Annotated in this window: 24 protein-coding genes; 4 read left to right on the top strand and 20 right to left on the bottom strand. The window is 41.8% G+C overall.

What is annotated here, in order from left to right; all coding sequences use genetic code 11:
- Positions 1 to 57 precede the first annotated feature (57 nt).
- The 6 genes from NSQ34_RS07205 to NSQ34_RS07180 form a co-directional block, all read right to left on the bottom strand.
- Positions 58 to 2,208 (bottom strand): penicillin-binding protein, encoded by a 2,151-nt coding sequence (locus NSQ34_RS07205; RefSeq protein WP_046312222.1) that lies wholly within the window; start codon positions 2,206 to 2,208, stop codon positions 58 to 60.
- A gap of 7 nt (positions 2,209 to 2,215) precedes the next feature.
- Positions 2,216 to 2,563 carry a cell division protein FtsL gene (gene ftsL / locus NSQ34_RS07200; protein WP_024424265.1) on the bottom strand — a complete coding sequence of 116 codons (348 nt, stop codon included), beginning with the start codon at positions 2,561 to 2,563 and terminating at the stop codon, positions 2,216 to 2,218.
- A gap of 37 nt (positions 2,564 to 2,600) precedes the next feature.
- The gene (gene rsmH / locus NSQ34_RS07195; protein WP_024426925.1) at positions 2,601 to 3,533 is read right to left on the bottom strand and encodes a 16S rRNA (cytosine(1402)-N(4))-methyltransferase RsmH; all 933 of its coding nucleotides are present in this window, start codon (positions 3,531 to 3,533) and stop codon (positions 2,601 to 2,603) included.
- Between the two features lie 66 nt (positions 3,534 to 3,599).
- Positions 3,600 to 4,031: a division/cell wall cluster transcriptional repressor MraZ gene (gene mraZ / locus NSQ34_RS07190; protein WP_003211163.1), complete on the bottom strand. Its 432-nt coding sequence runs from the start codon at positions 4,029 to 4,031 to the stop codon at positions 3,600 to 3,602.
- Between the two features lie 128 nt (positions 4,032 to 4,159).
- Positions 4,160 to 5,779: a bacillithiol biosynthesis cysteine-adding enzyme BshC gene (bshC, locus tag NSQ34_RS07185; RefSeq protein ID WP_264316091.1), complete on the bottom strand. Its 1,620-nt coding sequence runs from the start codon at positions 5,777 to 5,779 to the stop codon at positions 4,160 to 4,162.
- Between the two features lie 65 nt (positions 5,780 to 5,844).
- Positions 5,845 to 6,744 (bottom strand): 2-dehydropantoate 2-reductase, encoded by a 900-nt coding sequence (locus tag NSQ34_RS07180; protein WP_176967450.1) that lies wholly within the window; start codon positions 6,742 to 6,744, stop codon positions 5,845 to 5,847.
- A gap of 210 nt (positions 6,745 to 6,954) precedes the next feature.
- Here NSQ34_RS07180 and NSQ34_RS07175 point away from each other — a divergent pair, with 210 nt between their 5' ends.
- Positions 6,955 to 7,434, top strand: coding sequence for an N-acetyltransferase (locus tag NSQ34_RS07175; protein ID WP_007499784.1), 480 nt, complete (start codon positions 6,955 to 6,957; stop codon positions 7,432 to 7,434).
- A 46-nt stretch (positions 7,435 to 7,480) separates the two neighbouring features.
- Here the strand turns inward: NSQ34_RS07175 and gerR are convergent, their stop codons facing one another.
- The 3 genes from gerR to NSQ34_RS07160 form a co-directional block, all read right to left on the bottom strand.
- Positions 7,481 to 8,020, bottom strand: coding sequence for a sporulation-specific transcriptional regulator GerR (gene gerR / locus NSQ34_RS07170; RefSeq protein WP_176967451.1), 540 nt, complete (start codon positions 8,018 to 8,020; stop codon positions 7,481 to 7,483).
- A 138-nt stretch (positions 8,021 to 8,158) separates the two neighbouring features.
- On the bottom strand, positions 8,159 to 8,332 hold the full coding sequence (rpmF, locus tag NSQ34_RS07165; RefSeq protein WP_008354700.1) for a 50S ribosomal protein L32: 174 nt from the start codon (positions 8,330 to 8,332) through the stop codon (positions 8,159 to 8,161).
- Between the two features lie 21 nt (positions 8,333 to 8,353).
- Positions 8,354 to 8,872 carry a DUF177 domain-containing protein gene (locus NSQ34_RS07160; RefSeq protein ID WP_019743276.1) on the bottom strand — a complete coding sequence of 173 codons (519 nt, stop codon included), beginning with the start codon at positions 8,870 to 8,872 and terminating at the stop codon, positions 8,354 to 8,356.
- Between the two features lie 206 nt (positions 8,873 to 9,078).
- Between NSQ34_RS07160 and NSQ34_RS07155 the strand changes: the two genes are divergently transcribed.
- The gene (locus tag NSQ34_RS07155; protein WP_176967452.1) at positions 9,079 to 10,326 is read left to right on the top strand and encodes a nucleotidyltransferase; all 1,248 of its coding nucleotides are present in this window, start codon (positions 9,079 to 9,081) and stop codon (positions 10,324 to 10,326) included.
- 233 nt (positions 10,327 to 10,559) lie between these two features.
- Here NSQ34_RS07155 and NSQ34_RS07150 read toward each other — a convergent pair whose 3' ends face one another.
- On the bottom strand, positions 10,560 to 11,588 hold the full coding sequence (locus NSQ34_RS07150) for a SepM family pheromone-processing serine protease (RefSeq protein WP_024426920.1): 1,029 nt from the start codon (positions 11,586 to 11,588) through the stop codon (positions 10,560 to 10,562).
- A gap of 4 nt (positions 11,589 to 11,592) precedes the next feature.
- The gene (locus tag NSQ34_RS07145) at positions 11,593 to 12,372 is read right to left on the bottom strand and encodes a patatin-like phospholipase family protein (RefSeq protein WP_024426919.1); all 780 of its coding nucleotides are present in this window, start codon (positions 12,370 to 12,372) and stop codon (positions 11,593 to 11,595) included.
- A gap of 156 nt (positions 12,373 to 12,528) precedes the next feature.
- Between NSQ34_RS07145 and ylbJ the strand changes: the two genes are divergently transcribed.
- Complete coding sequence (gene ylbJ / locus NSQ34_RS07140) at positions 12,529 to 13,737, top strand: sporulation integral membrane protein YlbJ (RefSeq protein ID WP_198422977.1); 1,209 nt, start codon at positions 12,529 to 12,531, stop codon at positions 13,735 to 13,737.
- Positions 13,738 to 13,750: 13 nt separating this feature from the next.
- Here ylbJ and coaD read toward each other — a convergent pair whose 3' ends face one another.
- From coaD to NSQ34_RS07095, 9 genes are all read right to left on the bottom strand, one after another.
- Complete coding sequence (gene coaD / locus NSQ34_RS07135; RefSeq protein ID WP_024426917.1) at positions 13,751 to 14,233, bottom strand: pantetheine-phosphate adenylyltransferase; 483 nt, start codon at positions 14,231 to 14,233, stop codon at positions 13,751 to 13,753.
- Between the two features lies 1 nt (position 14,234).
- Positions 14,235 to 14,822, bottom strand: a complete 588-nt coding sequence (rsmD, locus tag NSQ34_RS07130) for a 16S rRNA (guanine(966)-N(2))-methyltransferase RsmD (protein ID WP_254967935.1) — start codon at positions 14,820 to 14,822, stop codon at positions 14,235 to 14,237.
- A 280-nt stretch (positions 14,823 to 15,102) separates the two neighbouring features.
- Positions 15,103 to 15,375, bottom strand: coding sequence for a YlbG family protein (locus NSQ34_RS07125; protein ID WP_024424276.1), 273 nt, complete (start codon positions 15,373 to 15,375; stop codon positions 15,103 to 15,105).
- Positions 15,376 to 15,440: 65 nt separating this feature from the next.
- Positions 15,441 to 15,890 (bottom strand): YlbF family regulator, encoded by a 450-nt coding sequence (locus NSQ34_RS07120; RefSeq protein ID WP_007499807.1) that lies wholly within the window; start codon positions 15,888 to 15,890, stop codon positions 15,441 to 15,443.
- 57 nt (positions 15,891 to 15,947) lie between these two features.
- Complete coding sequence (locus tag NSQ34_RS07115) at positions 15,948 to 16,355, bottom strand: hypothetical protein (protein WP_176967453.1); 408 nt, start codon at positions 16,353 to 16,355, stop codon at positions 15,948 to 15,950.
- Positions 16,356 to 16,428: 73 nt separating this feature from the next.
- Entirely contained in the window at positions 16,429 to 16,677 is a 249-nt protein-coding gene (locus NSQ34_RS07110; protein WP_024424278.1) for a YlbE-like family protein, read from the bottom strand.
- Positions 16,678 to 16,696: 19 nt separating this feature from the next.
- On the bottom strand, positions 16,697 to 17,110 hold the full coding sequence (locus NSQ34_RS07105; RefSeq protein WP_024426914.1) for a YlbD family protein: 414 nt from the start codon (positions 17,108 to 17,110) through the stop codon (positions 16,697 to 16,699).
- Positions 17,111 to 17,220: 110 nt separating this feature from the next.
- Positions 17,221 to 18,264, bottom strand: coding sequence for a CAP domain-containing protein (locus NSQ34_RS07100; protein ID WP_024426913.1), 1,044 nt, complete (start codon positions 18,262 to 18,264; stop codon positions 17,221 to 17,223).
- Positions 18,265 to 18,386: 122 nt separating this feature from the next.
- A complete protein-coding gene (locus NSQ34_RS07095; RefSeq protein ID WP_029707658.1) occupies positions 18,387 to 18,809 on the bottom strand; it encodes a CBS domain-containing protein in 423 nt (140 codons plus the stop codon).
- Positions 18,810 to 18,970: 161 nt separating this feature from the next.
- Here NSQ34_RS07095 and NSQ34_RS07090 point away from each other — a divergent pair, with 161 nt between their 5' ends.
- Complete coding sequence (locus NSQ34_RS07090; protein WP_024426911.1) at positions 18,971 to 19,336, top strand: YugN family protein; 366 nt, start codon at positions 18,971 to 18,973, stop codon at positions 19,334 to 19,336.
- The last annotated feature ends 12 nt before the right edge of the window (positions 19,337 to 19,348 follow it).

Here is a 19,348-nt window from a genome sequence, read left to right as displayed (position 1 = left end):
CGTCTATCCCGCTCGGCAAAAGAAAAAACCTAGCAAGTGGTTTGCTAGGTTTTGCAGTTAATTCGGACTTTTAAATGTCACAGTGACGACTTTATCTGAAATCTCCGATCCTCTTTTCACACTTTGTTTGACAGCATATCCTTGTCCCTTTGTTTCGATATGCACACCGGAAATGGATGCATATTGAAGGACTTCCCGTCTCGACCAGCCTGTCATATCAGGCATTTTTATCGTTTTTCCTGCTGTTTTCAAGAAAACTTTCTGGCTTTCAGAGAATTCAGAGCCTGCACTTGGCCACTGTCGTTTAATGGAGAGGCCGTCGCCGATGACAACAGGCGTTAAGTTTTTGTTTTTGGCTTCTGTTTCCGCCTGCTTCACTTCTAAATCTAAGAATGAAGGCATTGTTTCTTGCTTCACTTTTTGTTCGCCTGATTTTTTATCGTCTGTTTTTGTTGGTGCAATATTTAAATATAGCAGACTATTTTTCATCACTGGGTTAAAGATTTGTGCAACTGGGGCAGAGCCAGTTTCTGTGTCAGACAGCTGCGGCTGCTGTACAGCTACATAAACGAGCAGCTTCGGATCATCTTTTGGCGCCATTCCCATAAATGAAAAGACGTAATCGTTTCTTCCTTTGAGATAACCGCCGGCACCGCCAATTTGTCCTGTTCCTGTTTTCCCAGCAACGTCAAATCCTTTGATTTGGTAAGGCTGGCCTGTTCCAATCTTCGAGGAAACCACCTCACCTAAAATGTCACGGACTTGCTTTGCTGTATCAGAGGAAATTGGCTTTCCAGCTACTGTTGGTTCGTGCTGTAAAATTGTTTTGTTTGTGTTCGGGTCTGTAATATGATCAATGACATATGGCTTCATCATCGTTCCGCCGTTTGCTATCGCTGTCGCTGCTTCTATTTGTTGAATCGGTGTAATGGCAGACGCTTGACCGTAAGCCGTCGATGCTTTGTCATATTCGTATCTGTAATTGATTTTACTAGACGCTTCGTTCGGCAAGTCAATACCTGTTTTGTCATAGAAATGGAACTTCTGCAAATATTGTTCGTAGCGCGTGAAGCCTAGTTTTTCTTTTGCCAGCTTTGCAAAAGCTACGTTAGACGAACGGAGAACCCCTTCATGAAAGTCAATTTTTCCCCAGCCATTTCCATTGTTGTGGTCTCTTACAAGGCCTCCTCCTACTTTATAAGTACCAGATTGATATTTATCATTGCCTTGGTAGACCCCTTCTTGGATTGCTGCAGCAAGTGTGAAGATTTTCATCGTTGAACCTGGTTCAAACGCATATGAAATGACATCATTGTTATAATTCGTAATGTCTAATTCATTTAAATTAAAGCTTGGCCGCTGTCCCATCGCGAGCACCTTTCCCGTTTTTGGGTCAACGACTGTGGCAATGATTTTCTTCGGTTTATATTTTTTGGCAACCTGCGTCATACTTTCTTCAAGGAACGCCTGGATTTTTTGATCGATGGTCAGCGTGACATTTTTCCCATCCTTCGGAGCGACAATGTCTTCTTTACTATTTGGAAGAGCCCATCCGCTTCTGTCACTGTTATATGTCACATAGCCGTCTTTTTCTTTTAAAAATTTGTTCAGCGCCTTCTCAAGTCCCATCGCGCCTGACATGTCCTTCGTTGCCTCATCTAATCTTGCATAACCGATCAGATTCGACGCAAACATGCCGTTTGGATAATATCGCTTCGTGTCTTTTTCAAATGCGATCCCTGGAAGCTTTAGCTTTTCAATTTTTTCCTTTGTTGAAAAACTGATGTCTTTCCCAGCTTTACCAAACTCCACTTGGAACGCACCTTTAGTATTCAGACGCTTCAAAATTTCGCTTTCACTCATATCAATGACTTTTGACAGCTCTTTTGCTGTCTTTTCTTTGTCGACGACATGCATCGGGTGCTTTGGGTCGACTGTCATTTTCTTGCTCATGACCGCAATGAGCTTATAAACAGACGTATCCTCTGCAATCACATTTCCATTTCGGTCTAAAATAGACCCTCTTTTGGCTTCAAGTGTTTTCTTCGATTGATATTGTTCATTTGCCTTTGCGGCTAACACTTGGCCATCGACCGTTCCTGTAATCTGAATATAGATAAAACGTGCAAGGATGATAAAGAAAAACAGGGCGAAGCAAATACTCGCAATTGCCGCGCCTCTGTTCATCATTTTATTCTTTTTAGGCATCGCCATCTTAATCGACCTTCTTAACATCTTTCGAAATGCTTAAGCCTGCTTTTTTCGCAGTATCAATGACTCTCTCCGGTTCACTCAGCAAGTCTTTTTCTTTTTGAAGCTCAGTGATCTTCTTTGATTCTAAAGATACTTGCTGTTCTAATTTCTGGACTTCAATATTAGCGTGATAGACAGCAAAGGCTTTAGAAATGATGAGAATGGAGCTGCACATAAGAGCCATGACAAACATGACAAGTAAGATTTTTTCACCAAGTGTGATAGAACCTCTTCTTTTAATAACAACCGATTGGCCTTGCTGCTCTGTTTGATATTGTTTTACTTCTCTTTGGTAAGCCAAATTACTCATAAGAAACCTCCTTTTTATCATCATCTATGGTGTCGTTTTACTTTTTTTCTGCAATTCGGAGCTTCGCTGAACGGGCACGGTTGTTATGTTCCAGCTCTTGTTCTGATGCAACGATTGGTTTTCTCGTGATCAGCTTCAGCTTTGGTTCAAGTCCTTCTGGAATCACTGGTAGTCCGTGCGGAAGTTCTGGAAGAGAAGACATTTCTTTAAATGTACTTTTACAAATCCGGTCTTCAAGTGAATGGAATGTAATGACAGAAATTCTCCCCTTCGGATTGAGTAACTCTATTGCTTGTTCTAGTGCTTCTTCAAAAACTTTCAATTCATCATTTACGGCAATTCGGATCGCTTGAAACACTCTTTTTGCTGGATGTCCGCCAGTTCGTCTTGCAGGTGCGGGAATTCCTTCTTTGATAATGTCGACAAGCTCACCTGTAGTTTCAATTGGTGCTTTTTTTCTAGCTTCTTCAATTTTGCGTGCGATTTGCTTGCTGAATTTTTCTTCCCCATATTTGTAGAAAATCCGAACTAGATCTTCAAATGGCCATTCATTCACCACTTGTTTTGCTGACAATGCGGCTGTTTGATCCATTCGCATGTCAAGAGGTGCATCATGGTGATAACTAAAGCCTCTCTCTGGTGTGTCGAGCTGAGGAGATGAAACCCCAAGGTCAAAAATCACACCGTCTACGCTTGTAATGCCTTGTTCATTCAGACGTTCTTTTAAATATCGGAAGTTGCTCTTTATGAAAAGAATGTTCGCTTTAGAATCCGCGAGCTTCTCTCGTGCATGATCCAGTGCAGCATCGTCTTGGTCAAATCCAATCAATGTACCTTTTTCTGATAGTTGAGATAGTAGATATGAGCTGTGACCTGCTCCGCCCAGCGTGCAGTCTACATATGTACCGTCTTCTTTGACGTTTAAACCGTCAACTGTTTCTTTTAATAATACTGTCTCATGTTGGAACATGATGTTATGGTCCCACCTTTTTCAAATAGAAATGAATGTGTAGAAAGCTTGCTGCACAAGGGATTATTATATATCAAATCCAATCATGTTTTCAGCAATTTCAGCAAAAGAATCTTCTTGCTCTTCTGTATATTGTTCCCAGATCGACTTACTCCACAACTCAATTCGATTTGAAACGCCGATGACCACACATTCTTTTTCGAGTTTTGCATATTGGAGTAGGTTTGATGCGATGTTAATACGCCCCTGCTTGTCCAGATCGCATTCAACTGCGCCAGAGAAGAAGAACCGGGTAAACGCACGTGCATCTTTTTTCGTTAGCGGCAGTGCTTTGAGTTTCTCTTCGATTAGTTTCCACTCACTCATAGGGTAGCCAAATAAACATTGATCAAGCCCTCTCGTCAGCACAAACTGTTCTCCGAGACCGTCTCTAAATTTAGCAGGGATGATCATGCGCCCTTTTGTATCAATCGTATGTTGGTATTCACCCATGAACATGATAATCAGAGCCCCACTTTCTCACCCTTACTCTCCACTATCCACCACTTCTCTCCACAAAACTTATTTTACACTGTTTCTACATAAAAAAAAACCCTGAACTAGTCAGGGTTCATTAAAACTTTATTTCAAAGTTTGACAATTTGCTGCTTGTTTTGAAATGAAAATGGCAGATTTTTGAACGTTTTGAAGAATTCTGGACCATATTTGTTTAAAAAGTACATGATATTCCAAATTCTTTCTTGCGGGGCATCTAATGGTTTTAAGCTGTTTTCAATCCGTTCAAAATCTCGAAGGATATATCCTTCCTTCTCTTCCACACGCTGCGCCACCTTTTGATAAACAAATTGAAGCTGGTCTTCGATAAATTTGGCATTTTTATCCAGCAGCTGTTCGAAGTTTGGTTCAACCTCCAGTGCTTCTTGCCTCAATACGCCATGAACATTCGCTAATTCACGTTTCGCCTGATCAACGGCTTGAACAAAGCTGTCTGGAAGGCTTTGCTCAAAGTGAGCCTCTTTCTTTTCTTTTACTCCGTTTGTGAGCACTTCTTCTAGAGAAAGTTCTCTGACCGGCAGCTTCTTATCGATGTGCCTTTCAAGAATGGTCACGTGCAGTCTTGGAAGAACGGGTGCCATCTTTAATTCAAAATGCTCAAAAATTCCTTTCAGTTCTCCCCAATAGTTGACTTCACCGTGTCCTGCCATAAAAGCAAGTGTTGGGAGAAGGGTTTCCTGCATTAAGGGACGCGTCACCACATTGTTGCTGAACCGTTCTGGGTGCTCCTCAATTTCCTGCAAAAGCTCTTCTTTTGTCCACGTAAGCCCCACTTCTGATATAGAAAACTGGCCGTTTTCTTTTTCAATAAGGAAACGCTCTTCATCATATTCGTAAAACAGGTTCGCCTGATTGTCACCAGCTTCTATGATCGGCTGATATCCCGCTCGTTTCATGGCAGCCTGCGTTTCATTAAAACGAGCTGTGACCGCATCATTTGTCTCAACAATATGCTTGAATAACGTACGCTCAAGTGGTTTGACGCCTAAGTCTCCTGAATTAAATAGAAGCAGTCCATCTTCTTCAAAAAGGTCGCATACAATCCATTCAAAGAAATCCGTAAATGTTTGTGATTTGCGTAAACATCGAAGAAGCTGATCAAGCAAGTCATTTGTATACGCAGATTCTTCATATGTTGAAAACACATCGCGGAGCCATTTCTCTGTTTTTTCTTGATGCAGAGGTGTTCTTTTGGCAGCAGTTTTTTTGACGTTATGTAATGGCAGCTTTTGCTTGACTGGACCTTTTTCGCCAGATGTGTAGACAAAATTAATTTCATCTACGTCATGATCCTCACCTGCTACCCAAAAGACTGGAATCACAGGAACGCCAAGCACTGATTCTTTTTCTTTTGCGAACTGAATAATGGATATGATTTTATGTATGGTATAAAGCGGTCCTGCCAGTAGGCCTGCCTGCTGTCCTCCAACCACCATGACACTCCGTTCATCACGGATCTTTTCAATGTTCTGACGCATCGCTGCCGATTCAAACTTTGCGTGGTATGCGCTCATATAATCCGCTAAAGCCTCGCGCGGGAAGCTCATTTCCATGAGATCGTCGTATCTTTTTTTCCATGTGTGCTCAGAATGTATATCATAATCAAAAAAAGCAGTCATCTCTTTTTTTTCTTCTATATAATCACGTATGAATAAATTCTGACTTCGGATGGAAAGTTCAGTCAATTGCATGTTTAGAACTTCCTTTCTTCAATAAATAGTTAGTTTCCCGAAAAAAGTATAGCATGTAAATGAGCTCACTCAAAAGATTTTGTTTGCTTTTTTTCCAATACTTCCAAGCTTCGATTGAAGAAAGTAAGATGTGGCGCCAGAATTTCTTGAGCTTGAGCCTTTTTTAAAAGATAGCCAACGATGGCTTTTCTTTCGGTTTCACGGCCTTTGACGATATCTTGAAGCATTGACGATTGATTGGCGGCCGTTTTCTTACAAATGGAAACGACGTGTGACCAGAGCCGCTCTTTTTCAGCCAGACCTAGAATGGACAATGCTTCTTCAAATGCACATTTCATCATGTATTCATATGCAGGAGTTGCGATCAATTCTCCATTTTTCACATGCAATAAAGCCGTGAGCGGGTTAATACAGACATTGACCAGCAGTTTTTCCTCCAGCACTTTTTTCCATTCATCCGTATAAATCATCTGAAATTGGGCCGGCGTTTCATTCAAAGCATTTCTCACAGCAGCTGCATCCTCAGGATGAAAAGCCCCCCACTTGATGACACCAATCCCTGTATGGTTTACTGCATGATCTGATACCTTCATCGCCCCGTGCTCTACAACACCGATATATATCGAATGCGACGTGTCCCAGTTTTCTAAATCTAATAAGTGGGCCATGCCATTTTGTAAAAATAAGATTCGTTGACGAGGTAATGTGGATAGTTCATCAAGCACCTCTTGCAGCTGGTAATATTTCACCGTCACAATCAGCAGATCAAATACTCCTGTAATCCCTGCCCTTGCCTCCGCAGACGCCAGGAATGTGTCTCCTTTTACCGTTCGCTTAATACCTGATGTTCGAATCTCCTCTGCTTGTTCTTTTCTTCTTGTCAAAACAGTGATGTCATGATGCTGTGATAAATAACTGGCACAAAGCAGACCAATCGCACCGCCGCCAATGATTCCAATGTTCAACTGCCGCACTTCCCTTTTTCTGTTTACTTCATCATATCAACCATTTTAACAGTTTCAAGCCGCAATGCAAAAAGCAGATGGCGCGCCGCGATTGAATTTTTTTAATTTAAAAACTATAATAATAAGTGTAAAAACTTTTTGAGGCGGATGGGATGAAAACGCCTTCAACGACATCACTGTCAACATTATGTGTGTAAGGGGGAAGATCATATGACACAAGTAAAACGACTTCTAATCAATTACAAAACTTTAGAGGAATTTAAACAATTTAAGGAATATGGCATACAAGAACTATCCATGCTTGAAGACCTTGAAAGTAATATGATTGAAAATGACAGCAACTCTCCATTTTACGGGATTTATTTTGGAGATAAGCTGGTTGCACGTATGAGCCTTTATCAAGTGGACGGCTCGACGACAACGTATTTTGACCACAATCATGATTATTTAGAGCTGTGGAAGCTGGAAGTGCTTCCTGGGTATCAACGTAAAGGGTACGGCGAAGCACTTGTTGATTTCGCCAAATCTTTCGGACTGCCAATCCGGACCAATCCACGCGTCAAATCTGCTGGTTTTTGGGATAAAATGGGCTTTGAAGCGGTAAAATATGATATGGAACGCGACAAAGGTGAAAATCCACTCATCTGGGAACCTGCCCATATTCAAAAGAATACAGGTGAATCCGCTTAATCACTGATGGCAAAACGCCCCTCCTTTCTCTGTGAGGGGCGTTTTCTTATTTAGCATATTCTTTTAAGTTGATATTCTGTTTGACTCTTTCAACAATCCCAATAAGTGCCCGGTAGTCTTCTTCCGTCATTTTTAATTGCCGCTTCAAATGTTCATTTTCTTCTGTGAGCGACTTCAGTTGATGCTGCGTGTCCGCCAGTTCTTCGCGTAAATAAGCAGAGCCAGCAGGTTCTTTTTCAAGCTTCTCTAAAAACTGAATCACTTCTCGCAAGGTCAATTCAGCCTGATCTGAAGCTGCCTTTTCTTCTATCGTTAACGTATTCTGTGGTAAACCCGAGGAATGAATCCCAATCTTTTTACGCAGTTCTTTTCGCTGTTTTTTCGCCAGCTCAATGCCTGCCTGATATTGTTTTCTGACGTATGAATTCCACCTGAAGCCACATGCTGCCGCTGTTCTTGACAATGCTTTCCCGACTTCCTCAAATGCGGAAAGCTGCGTTCCTCCATCTCGAATATGCCTTAAGACGACTTCTGCTAAAAGTAAATCTTCATCTTGTGTCCATGCGTCCTGCCTTGTAATCGTCAATTGATCATCCCCCCTGAATCTGAATACCACATCATATGCGCTTACTAGAGTAGATAGACTATTTGCAGGAGAGAAACCTAAAAAATAGACAAATAAAAAAACGCAAGGGAAGATTCCCTTACGCTTTTTTATCAAGCATTAGTTGCTTTTTACGTCTTTGCCTTTGTATGTTCCGCAAGATTTGCAGACACGATGAGAAATTTTCATTTCACCGCATTCTGGGCAAGCTACCATACCAGGTACTTGTAGTTTGAAATGCGTACGACGCAATCTTTTTTTCATTTTAGAAGTTCTTCTAAAAGGTACAGCCATTATTCCCACCTCCTTAAAGAGTTAAGATTCATTATTTTCTTCTAAGAGCTTCTTCAAGCCTTCCAGACGCGGATCAATTCGGTTTTGATGTGCATCTTCCGAAATGACCGCCCAGTCATTCCCTTCCTGTGGTGCAGCACCTTTTACGTCTGTTTGGTCGCAAAAGATTTGCATCGGCACTTCAAGAAGAATTTCTTCCTTGACTATAGGCGTTAAGTCGATGATATCGTCTTCTACAACAGATACGTCTTCATCTTCTATATCGTCTGTCTTATGAAGTACAAATAGTTCTTTCGTTGAAATCGCAAATGGATAATTTACATCAACAAGCGTTCTTGAACAAGGCAATGTCATTTCACCTGTGATGGTTAAATCAAATGCGACTTGCTTTGATTCGATCACTCCAGTCCCTTTCACCTCTACCGGTGAAATACGACGTATATCTGAATGAAGGCTAGTAAGTTCATTTAAGTCAACCGTCTCATGAAAATCGAAGCTGTTTTTAGCTTTTTGATGTAACTGATAAACTGTCCATTTCAATTGTATCACCTCTAAGAGCAACAAACATGATTATAGCTTTCATCATGCTATTTGTCAATATTTTTTCTTTACAGTCCTTTGTGATGTCAGAGCGTTGTTTGACATCAGTTCACGGAATGCCTACACTGAAAAAAATGGGCTTCATTTTTCCCTTATGCTACTGTAGCATAGACCATTTAACCATAGCAAGAAAGGCGGAACATCTATTGAAAGCAACAGGAGTTGTTGTCGAGTACAATCCATTTCATTATGGACATGCCTATCATGTTCGCCAGGCGAAAACACATACCTCCTCAGATGTAGCCATTGCCGTCATGAGCGGATCCTTTCTCCAGCGCGGAGAGCCCGCTATCGTCTCCAAATGGGCACGAACAAAAATGGCATTGCAAAACGGTGTAGACATCGTGTGTGAGCTTCCATACATATATGCAGTGCAAAAGGCAGAAACCTTCGCAAACGGCGCCGTGTCTATTCTAGATGCTTTAAAATGCCGCTCCCTTTTTTTCGGAAGTGAGGACGGAAACATCAAAGCATTTGAGCGAACAGCTCACGCTTGGCATGAGAAAAAAGAAGAAATCGACCTTTTCACAAAAGCAAAGGTAAAAGAAGGTCTTAGTTATCCGGCTGCCGCTGCCGCTGCGTTTCAAGAGGTCATTGATCCGAAACACTTACTGGATCTGTCTAGGCCTAATAACATTTTAGGCTTCCATTATGTCAAAGCCATCTTAGAGAGATCTCCTCACATAGAGCCCTTTACCTCTCAAAGAATTGCATCCGGTTATCATGATCAAGAGCTTCCTAAACATCAGAAAATCGCAAGCGCTACAAGCATCCGAAAAGCCATAAAAGAGAATGGGTCATTTGAAACTGTCGCCTCTTATCTCCCGGAAGCCTCGCTTAAGCAATTACATGACTATTATTCTTCTTATGATCTTTTACATACGCAAGAAGACTATTTCAGCTTCTTAAAACATGTGTTTCACACAATGGATACAGCTGAACTAGAAGGCATCTATGAAATTGAAGAAGGCATCGAACACCGCATGCAAAAGGCGATCACACATGCGTCCTCCTACGAGGAATATCTATCACTTGTGAAAACAAAACGATATACGTGGACAAGGCTGCAGCGGATGAATACGCACCTTTTAATGAGGGTGAAGAAAACGGTCATGCATGAGCTGCTAAAGGAGAAACAAGCACCATACATTCGTTTACTTGGTATGTCAAAGAAAGGCCAGCAATACTTATCTCTTGTAAAAAAGGAATTGGACGTACCGCTTGTCAGCAAGCTGTCTTCCTTTTCACATCCTGCCCTTGATCTTGACATTCGCGCTTCCCGCGTCTTCAGCCTTCCCATCAGCGAACCAATGCAAACAAAGTTAACAGAAGCAGAATTTAAAACCTCACCGATCCGCTATGATGAAGAGACTGGTCTCTTCCAACCTCGATAAAAAAAGCAGCCTAAGGCTGCTCTCTGATTGTTGACAAAGGGCTAAAAGGATCTTTATTTTAGTCCTTTGTCCTCTTTTCAGCGTGATAGAAAACCTTTGAAGTCTAGGAAGGGCGAGCACCGGAACGGAGCGAATTTGACATTCGTGAGTACCGGCGCAGAGACCTGACACCGAATGCGAGGGTTTGTCTACACGCTGAGAGCAGCCTGTGATAAAGGCTGCTCTTTTTTCACTTAAGATGCTTTCTCTTTTAACTTGTTTAAATAGTTCAGTGCGTCCTGCATTGTGTCCACAGGAACGATTTTCATATTACTTTTAATATCTTTTGCTGTTTTCACTGCATTTTTGTAGTCTGAATTTGGATCACCTTTATCGTTTGGTGCAAAGAAGATATCTTTTCCTGCTTTATCTGCTGCAACAACCTTTTGATCTATTCCGCCAATTGGCCCGACCGTACCATCAGCGTCAATCGTTCCAGTCCCTGCAATCGCATAGCCATGTGTTTCGTCTTCTTTTGTCAGCTGGTTATAAATTTCAAGTGACATCATTAAACCTGCCGACGGGCCGCCGATATTTTCAATATCGACCTTAATGGAAGGCGAGACTTTCACATTTCGGTCTGTAAATAATGATACGCCAATTCCAACTCGGTTCGGCTCTTCTTTAAAAGGTTTTAACTTCACTTTCTGCGTGATATCCTTGCCGTTTCGTTCAAGGACAAAACGGACAGATGTACCAGCTTTTTGACGGCTGATATACGACACCATTTTATCAGCAGAATCATACGTCTTGCCATCAACGCTTTTAATCCGGTCGCCCACTTCAATTTTGCCATAAGCAGGCATGCCTTTCATGACGTAGCTCGCATATACCCCATTAAACGTATAATCTACTTTTTTGCCTGCTTTTGTATACGCTGCAATCATGGCATTTTCTTGAGAGCTTTTCATCAGCTGAAGCTGTCTTTTCATATAATCTTCATCCGACTCTCCGTCCGCTTTAATATTTTCTTCTGGGACGATCTCGTCATATTTATTCATTTTCGCAAGTAAATACGTATACGGATTGGCTGGACCTACTTTTATCGTCATAAGAGAGAAGCTGCCCTTCTCGCCGTATCCACCGTCCACTTGAATGTGAGGGGCAATCTCTGTTGCATCACCCGGCTTTGTCACGTAATACGGCAGTTTAACAAAAGTTAAGCCAAATAAGACAAGAACAACGACAAAAAAGCTGAGCCAGCGAATATTCAATTTTTTCATTCGATTAACACTCCCATTTATCAATGACATCTTTCAGTTTACCTGCTAGTTGATCTGCGGCGAGCTCACCAGCTTCAATCATCTCCTGAACCTGGGTGAACGAACTAGAGCTAAATGTTTCAAGCCTCGGCCGGATCATGAGATCTGCATGAATGGTTTGATGACGGACCAATTCATTTTGAAGGATGTCCAAACTTTGCATAATCACATCCGATAATCTCGTCGCCTTTTCTGTTTTTTTCACCCTTGATACATCAGAGGCGATAATAAGGTCTGCGCCCATTTCTTTTAAAACAGACACAGGAATGCGGTCAACAACCGCTCCATCCACTAGCTGTCTGCCGCCCATATCGTGAGGAACAAACACGCCTGGAATGCTGATGCTTGCTCTGACTGCTTGTGAGACAGACCCTTCTTTAAACACAACCTTCTCCCCTGTTTCGAGGTCACAGGCAACCACCGCAAGGGGCATTCTTAATTCTTCGAATGTTTTCCCATATGTAAACGTGTGAATCAGCTGCAAAATTCGATTTCCTTTTAAAAGACCGATTTTTGGCAGTGTATAGTCAGCATAATACTTTCTTCTGAAGACAAGTGCAAGTTTTTTCATTTTTTCTACGTCTTGTCCTGCCGCATAAAAGCTCCCAACAAGTGCGCCAATACTGCTTCCAGCAATCATATCTACCTGTATTCCTTGCTTCTCAAGACTAGACAATACCCCGATATGCGCCATTCCCCTCGCACCCCCGGAGCCTAGTGCAAGCCCGATGATCGGTCGCTTCATGAAAATCCACCCTCCTCTTTCTATGCATATATACGAATCTATAGGTCTAAACATGCCCCTACTGCTCGTATAGTAATAGAAGACAGGCTCGGCTAGTTTCTTTTTCTAATATCACGAGCTCGCCAATAGATCATAACGGCAAGGGGCGAAATCTCCATGAAAAAATGGAACACTCTGTTCATCGCTGCTTTTTTTATTTTTTTAACAGCCACTGTGATTACACATCCACAAGCCTCTTTGCAAGCGTCGAAAAATGGACTTGCAATGTGGTGGGAGGTTGTATTTCCATCATTGCTTCCTTTTTTTATTTTGTCCGAGCTATTAATTAGTTTCGGGATTGTCAGATTTGTCGGGGTATTATTAGAGCCATTTATGCGCCCCATCTTCCGGGTGCCGGGTGTAGGCGGATTTGTACTGGCTATGGGAATGGCTTCAGGGTTTCCTTCTGGTGCGAAATTAACGACAAGACTGAGGCAGGAAAGGCAGCTGACGCGGATCGAAGCAGAGCGTCTCGTTTCTTTTACAAATTCATCGAATCCATTGTTTATTTTCGGTGCGGTGGCTGTTGGTTTTTTTCATCACCCAGCTTTAGGCATTGTACTCGCCAGCGCTCATTATTTAGGGAATCTCGCTGTTGGTGTGACGATGCGCGCGTATAAAGCGCGGCATGATGCACACCTAAGAAGCCGCAAGAAGTTTTTATTCCCGCCGTTTAAAGAGGCATTCAATGCTCTTCATACAGCAAGACTCGCAGAGAAAAGACCGCTCGGCCAAATTTTAAGTGATGCAGTCATGTCATCAGTCCAAACACTCTTTATGATTGGCGGCTTTATTATCTTATTTTCTGTGTTTAGCAAAATGCTGTCAGTTGTCCATGTGACAGACCTTTTATCCATCGGGCTCGGATATATGCTGCAAACGATGCATCTTCCGCCAGAATTAGACCTTGCCATCATTGCCGGTTTATTTGAAATCACATTAGGAAGCCAGATGACGGGGTCACAGGAAGTCACCCTTCTCGCTAAAACCATTGTCGTCAGCTTTATTTTAGGATTCAGCGGGTTTTCTGTTCAAGCCCAAGTCGCCGGCATTTTGGCGGCAACCGATATCCGCTTTAAACCGTTTTTCTTCGCCCGTTTGCTTCACGGAATTTATGCAGCTGTTTTTGCCTTTTTATTATTCAAGCCTCTTTATGTCTCTCGATCAGACATGGCTCTCCCAGCGGGTGCCTTTGATGCAGGCCAGCAGGTCGTCATGTTCAGCAGCGTGGTTTGGAATCAGCTTGTGACAGCTGGTCCTTTGATCACACTTTGCAGCTTGATTGTGTATATCGCACTGTACTATCGGAAATTAAAAAATGGATGAGTGCTGGGTGCACTCATCCATTAAATTTTTCCTTCAGCGCTGCTTCTACCTCTTTTGGTACAAGATCTTTGACTGCCCCATGATATTTCGCTACTTCTTTGACAATACTGGAGCTTAAGAAGGAATATTGATTGTTGGTCATCATAAAAAACGTTTCAATTTCATCGTCTAACACTTTGTTCATTGAGGTGCCTTGCATCTCATACTCAAAGTCCGTCACAGCCCTTAATCCTCGTAAAATGACTTTGGCTTCTTTTTGCTTTGCATAATCAACAAGCAGGCCGTGAAACGATTCAACTTTGATATTTGGCAGCTCCTTCGTCGCTTGGCGAATAAGCTCACACCGTTCTTCAACAGTAAATAACGGTTTTTTAGATGAGTTATTTAATACACATACATACACTTCATCAAAAATCTTTGCACCTCTTTTGATGATATCCAAATGCCCCAATGTAACTGGATCGAAGCTGCCCGGACAAACGGCTATGTTCCCCATGCTAATTTCCCCGCTTTCTATAAATCGTAATACCAGTCAATCCGTACAGTTCCTGTCTTGTGATGTGAAGCTGTCCTGCTTCTTCTGGCAGCTTCACGTCTTTATCATGCTCACACACGATCACGCCGTCATCTGTTAACAAGGCGTGCTCGTCAATCATTTCAAGAAGTGCTTTTAGCTGTTGATCTTTATAGGGCGGATCAAGGAAAATGGCTTGAAAGGATTCCTCTCGTTTCACAACGGCTGCAAGTGCACGCTTTGCTTCATTTCGAAACACTTCACTTTGATCCATTAGCGACAATTGATTCAGGTTTCCTTTAATCGTCTGAATCGCCTTTATATCCCGATCAACAAATATGCAATGATCGAATCCTCTAGAAAGCGCTTCAATCCCTAAACCACCGCTTCCTGCAAATAAATCAAGAGCCCATCCGCCATCAAAATACGGGCCGATCATATTAAATATTGATTCTTTTACTTTATCTGTCGTCGGTCTTGTTGATTGACCTGGTACCGCTTTAAGTGTGCGGCCTTTTCTCGTTCCAGAGATGACTCTCATTTTTCCACCACTTTTTCTGCTTGCTTCTATTCGTCATTGTTTATGACAAAAAATTCAACATTATCTTACCACATCACTCCTCAAGGAACAATGCGCGGATATTCATTCATTTTCTATGTATAGATCAAGAAATCCGGGGTCATACTACTTATAACAGCATCTGATGTGGTGCTGTTGCCAACCGCGGAGAAGACTTACGTTTCCCCATAAGTTCTTCCTCCGGTTTCTCCTCTCCCTTTGCCTTCTCCTTAATGAATCATTAAGAATAGAAGGACCCCGCGGGTGATGCCGCGGGGATTTTTTTGTGTCTTTAAAAGCCCACCTTATAATCATACTCTTTTGCTTTGTCCAATTTGGATTCGTACTCTAATTTAATAAAAGGTTTATATGAAGGCTCAACACGTTTCACAAATGGTAACGAGCTGAGTTTAGCCATATGGCGCTCAAGATCATCCATATCACAATAGATCACGGCATATTTCATTTTCCTTGAAATATAGTGAACATTCCCGAATTTTCTTAGCGCTTTTGACTGCTTTAACGAATGCAGCCAGACAACCATCCCTTGACGTTTGGTTTCCATCTTTTCACCTGCCGCTTTTCAATTCTTTTCATTCATTATGTAAAAGACGAGACATTCAAGTCTCGTCAAGATACTTTACAGCCGCAGCTGCCACCTGATCCACAGCCGCCGCCGCATGATGATAGACCATCAAAATATGGGTTCCCTGTTGGAACTTTAATATATGCTGATACAGCTTGACCGATTTCAATACTAATCTCATCTAAGATGGATTGAATCGCTGTTTCTGCTTTTTTGAAATCAACCACTGTATCGTGAAGATCTAGCTTTCTTTTGACCTCACGCATTTCCTTTGAGATCGTTCTATAGTCCGGATGATACTTGCCGAACCGCTGCACATCCTCATACTGCTCTTTTACTTTTGTAAAATGGGCAATAATTTGTTGGGCTTCTTCGTCTTGCTGGAGACGCTTAAAGCAGTTGCGGTAATGTTCAGCCTCCTCCGACTGAAGAATCATGGCAGCCAATTGATTTGCTTCCTCTTGGAGCTCCACAGATTCGATTGTCGCATACATAAATGTTGCACCTCCAATTCATAGTTTACCACGAAACCTATGGATCAGAAAATGCTTTTACGTGACAAATACATCCCATGTCTCTCTTTTCTGTTTATATTCTGGATGACGGGAATTCAGCACAACGGTCATTTTATGCTTTCCTTTTGAAAGATGCTTGACCACAAATGCCGCGGTATACTCATTCCCTGCACGTTTCCCGTCTACATACACTGTAAAATATCCCGCCTTCTCGTTCTTTTTCAGACGCTCTGGCTGAAGATGAAAATCTTGAAGTGTACTTTCTATATAGACAGACGACCCTTGCACTTTGTATTTCAAAAAGCCTTGCTGCTTCATTTCGCTTTGGGCTTGCTGCATGACTGGTACTGCTGGGTCTTGCTTAATCACTTGCTCTTTTCCATGTTGACTTTGACACCCGGTAACAAGAAAAAGCAATGCGCCTATTGACAGCATCCATTTCATCATCTGATTCTCCTTTCATCTACTTTTATAGGATGCTCAGGAAATAGACATCTTAATCAACTCAAAAAAAGCCTCAGCCGGCTCCATTTTGATTGCGCATTGCTTGGAACATTTGAATCATCATTTCAGCCATTTGGACGCTATTGCTCAACTGACTCACACGATGAGGAATGGTTTTTTCGTAAAAGTTCATTTTATCTAATTCAAAGGACGTTAGATTTTCAGGATGCCGCGTCAGCTGTCTGTACCAGATAGGACGCTGCCTTATGAATTTGATTCGCTCCTCTTCGGCCATGACAAATTCCTGTACTTCTTTTCGCACCAGAAGCATCCCCTTTCACTTAATCTTTCCTGAAGGAGAATGGGTGCTGACTGCCTCCAGATGAACCTTTCTTTGAACCATTGGATGAAAATTGGCCGAGTAAGCTTTGTAAAGAGGAAATAGACTGGCTCATTTTGTTAATCTGTTCATTCATTTGATCAGCGTCCATTTTTTTCACAGCAGAAACCATTTTAGACATAAAATCTGCTTTTCCTGTTTCACTTGGCTTAGAGGCTTTTTCTTCTTTCGCATCTTCAGATTTCGATTGCCGGTAAGGTGACCACATCTCATCTTCCTCACCAAACATGACCCAATTCTCGTATACACTTTGCCAGCTTTTTTCTTGCGATTGCACTTCTTGAATTAACTTCGGATGGCGTCTGACGAATTGTTTAAATTCATCAATGGATGTTTGTTTTTGCTTGTTTGTCATATCCTCACCCCCCATACAAATGCCTACTATATTATATACATCAGCATCTGTTTTGGTGAGCCTCTTTTTAACCATCAAAAAAGCAGCTGCGACCATGCAGCTGCTTTCGTTTAAGATGTTTTCTTGATGAAATTTTGGGTGTAATATTTTTCTTTTACCCCTACGCCAAGATGCGTGTAATCTTTATTTAATAACGCCTTCCTGTGACCTTCACTATTGAGCCAGCCCTCTACCGCTGCGGGTCCATCGACATAGTTATAAGCAATGTTTTCACCTGCGAGCTGAAAGCCCACCTCGCCTCTTTCTAACCGGTCTTTCAGCGTACCGTATTTTTTAGATTCATGGGAGAAATAATGATTCTCTTTCATGTCCTCACTATGCATGAAGGCCACTTCAGAGGTTTCATCATCCCACTTTAAGATCGGCAGGTTGTACTTATGGCGGATAATATTGGTCATATCAAAAATTTGTTTTTGACTGGAAGCTTCGATATCTTTCCACTTTTCACCTGATATCGCCTCAGGTTCTATCAATTGACCTCGATAGACCACCTCATACGGCTTTTGTTTCACAAATGTATCTGCGTTGAAGGCCCTGATACTTGAAAGGGTGCTTTCAAACTTATCCATGTAAAGCTGAACATACACATCATCTCCCACTTTCACAGTGGGTCTTGTATTCATATCATCTTCTGAGAATTCAAAGCGGTATGAATTTTGTTCATCCTCTACATGAATGTAAGGTGCAATTTGTGTTTTCTTAAATACTTCACTTGTGGCTTGACCGATTTTAAACGGTTCTACATTCAGTCCGTCTCCTGTTGCAAACAAGGTCACCACTTTACTATCCTTTACCCCTACTTGAATATAGTGCTTCTTCGATTGGTTGTAAATCCACCAGTCATAATCATATGCGGAAGGATCAATGCGATCTGGTTCTCCCAGCTGTTTAAGCACTTCGTTTGAAGATTTTCCCATAAAGGACATGAGTCCCTTTTTTGGGATGTTGATCGGCTTATCGCTAGATGTTTCTTCATTAGACACCTTCGGTTCATTGCTGTTTTCTTTTTCTGGTGAAGATCCATATTGAATAAATAGAACGTATGTTCCAGATATAATCAGGAGGATGAGGAGTGTTTTGAGCACAGTTTTCAAATAAACACCTCCGTTAAATTGGCAAGGTACAAAAAGTACCTTCTACTGTCATTTAAACAAAACTTGCTCCATTTATCAACGACAATACAGCCTATTTAACACGAATTTAAAATATGCCCCTCTTAATGAAGAAATCCTTGTCCATGATCTTGATCCTGTTGAGAGATTTCTGTCAGTGCCTCTCCCGCGCGATCATTTGATAAATCTTCGACTGATAAATCACCTAGAGCGACAATCCCTGTTAATGCGCCGTTTTTTACAACAGGAATGCGGCGGAGCTGATGCTCTGACATGAGCCGGACAATTTCTTCAAGTGTTGCATCTTCTTCAGCTGTTAGTACTTCCTTTGTCATCAGCGAGCCCACTTCCTGTGAGTTTGGCTTTTTTTCTGCAATGCCTCTAAGCACAAGGTCACGGTCTGTCACTATCCCAACGAGCTGATCTCCGTCAACCACTGGAATGGCACCGATATCAGCATCTCTCATTTTGACTGCTGCTTCATACGTATTGTCATCTTGCTGACATGTCACTACTTTTTTTGTCATAATATCTTTGATTTTTTTCGTTTTCACGTTGATTCCTCCATCCGTTATTTTCTTTATTACTGTAACCAGCTTATAAAAGAACATACCTTTCACAGTTGAAAGTTTAACGCTTTCATACTATGATTGTCAGTAAAGGGAAATTTTATAAGGAGGGGTTTTGGGTGAAGTTTGAAGGTACGGGGATTGAAGAGGTATCAGCTGACTTAAATAAATTAGATTTCATTATGGAAAGCGAAGGATTTGTACGAGCCGATCAATGGGATTATGAGCGTGTGACATACGACAGAAAGTACAGCATGGTAGAGGGAACCTTTTATTTACGGATTTCCGGCTACGCTACTGAAGGAGATGTCGGTGCCAAAAAGGCACACATTCAGCTTCTAACACCATTACTTGGAAAACACTATTATCCACATGGCGTTGAATACGGCGAAGGCGAAGAATTCCCTAAGTCTCTCATCCAATCGAGCAAAAAAACACTTGCACAGCTGAAGGAAAAACTAGAAGCCATGACGGCTGAAGCATAAAACAAAGGGCTA

Source organism: Bacillus sp. FSL P2-0069, from assembly GCF_038593315.1.
Classification (GTDB): Bacteria; Bacillota; Bacilli; order Bacillales; family Bacillaceae; genus Bacillus; species Bacillus safensis.
The sequence above is the reverse complement of the archived record's forward strand: the minus strand, read 5'-3'. Positions and strand labels throughout refer to the sequence as shown.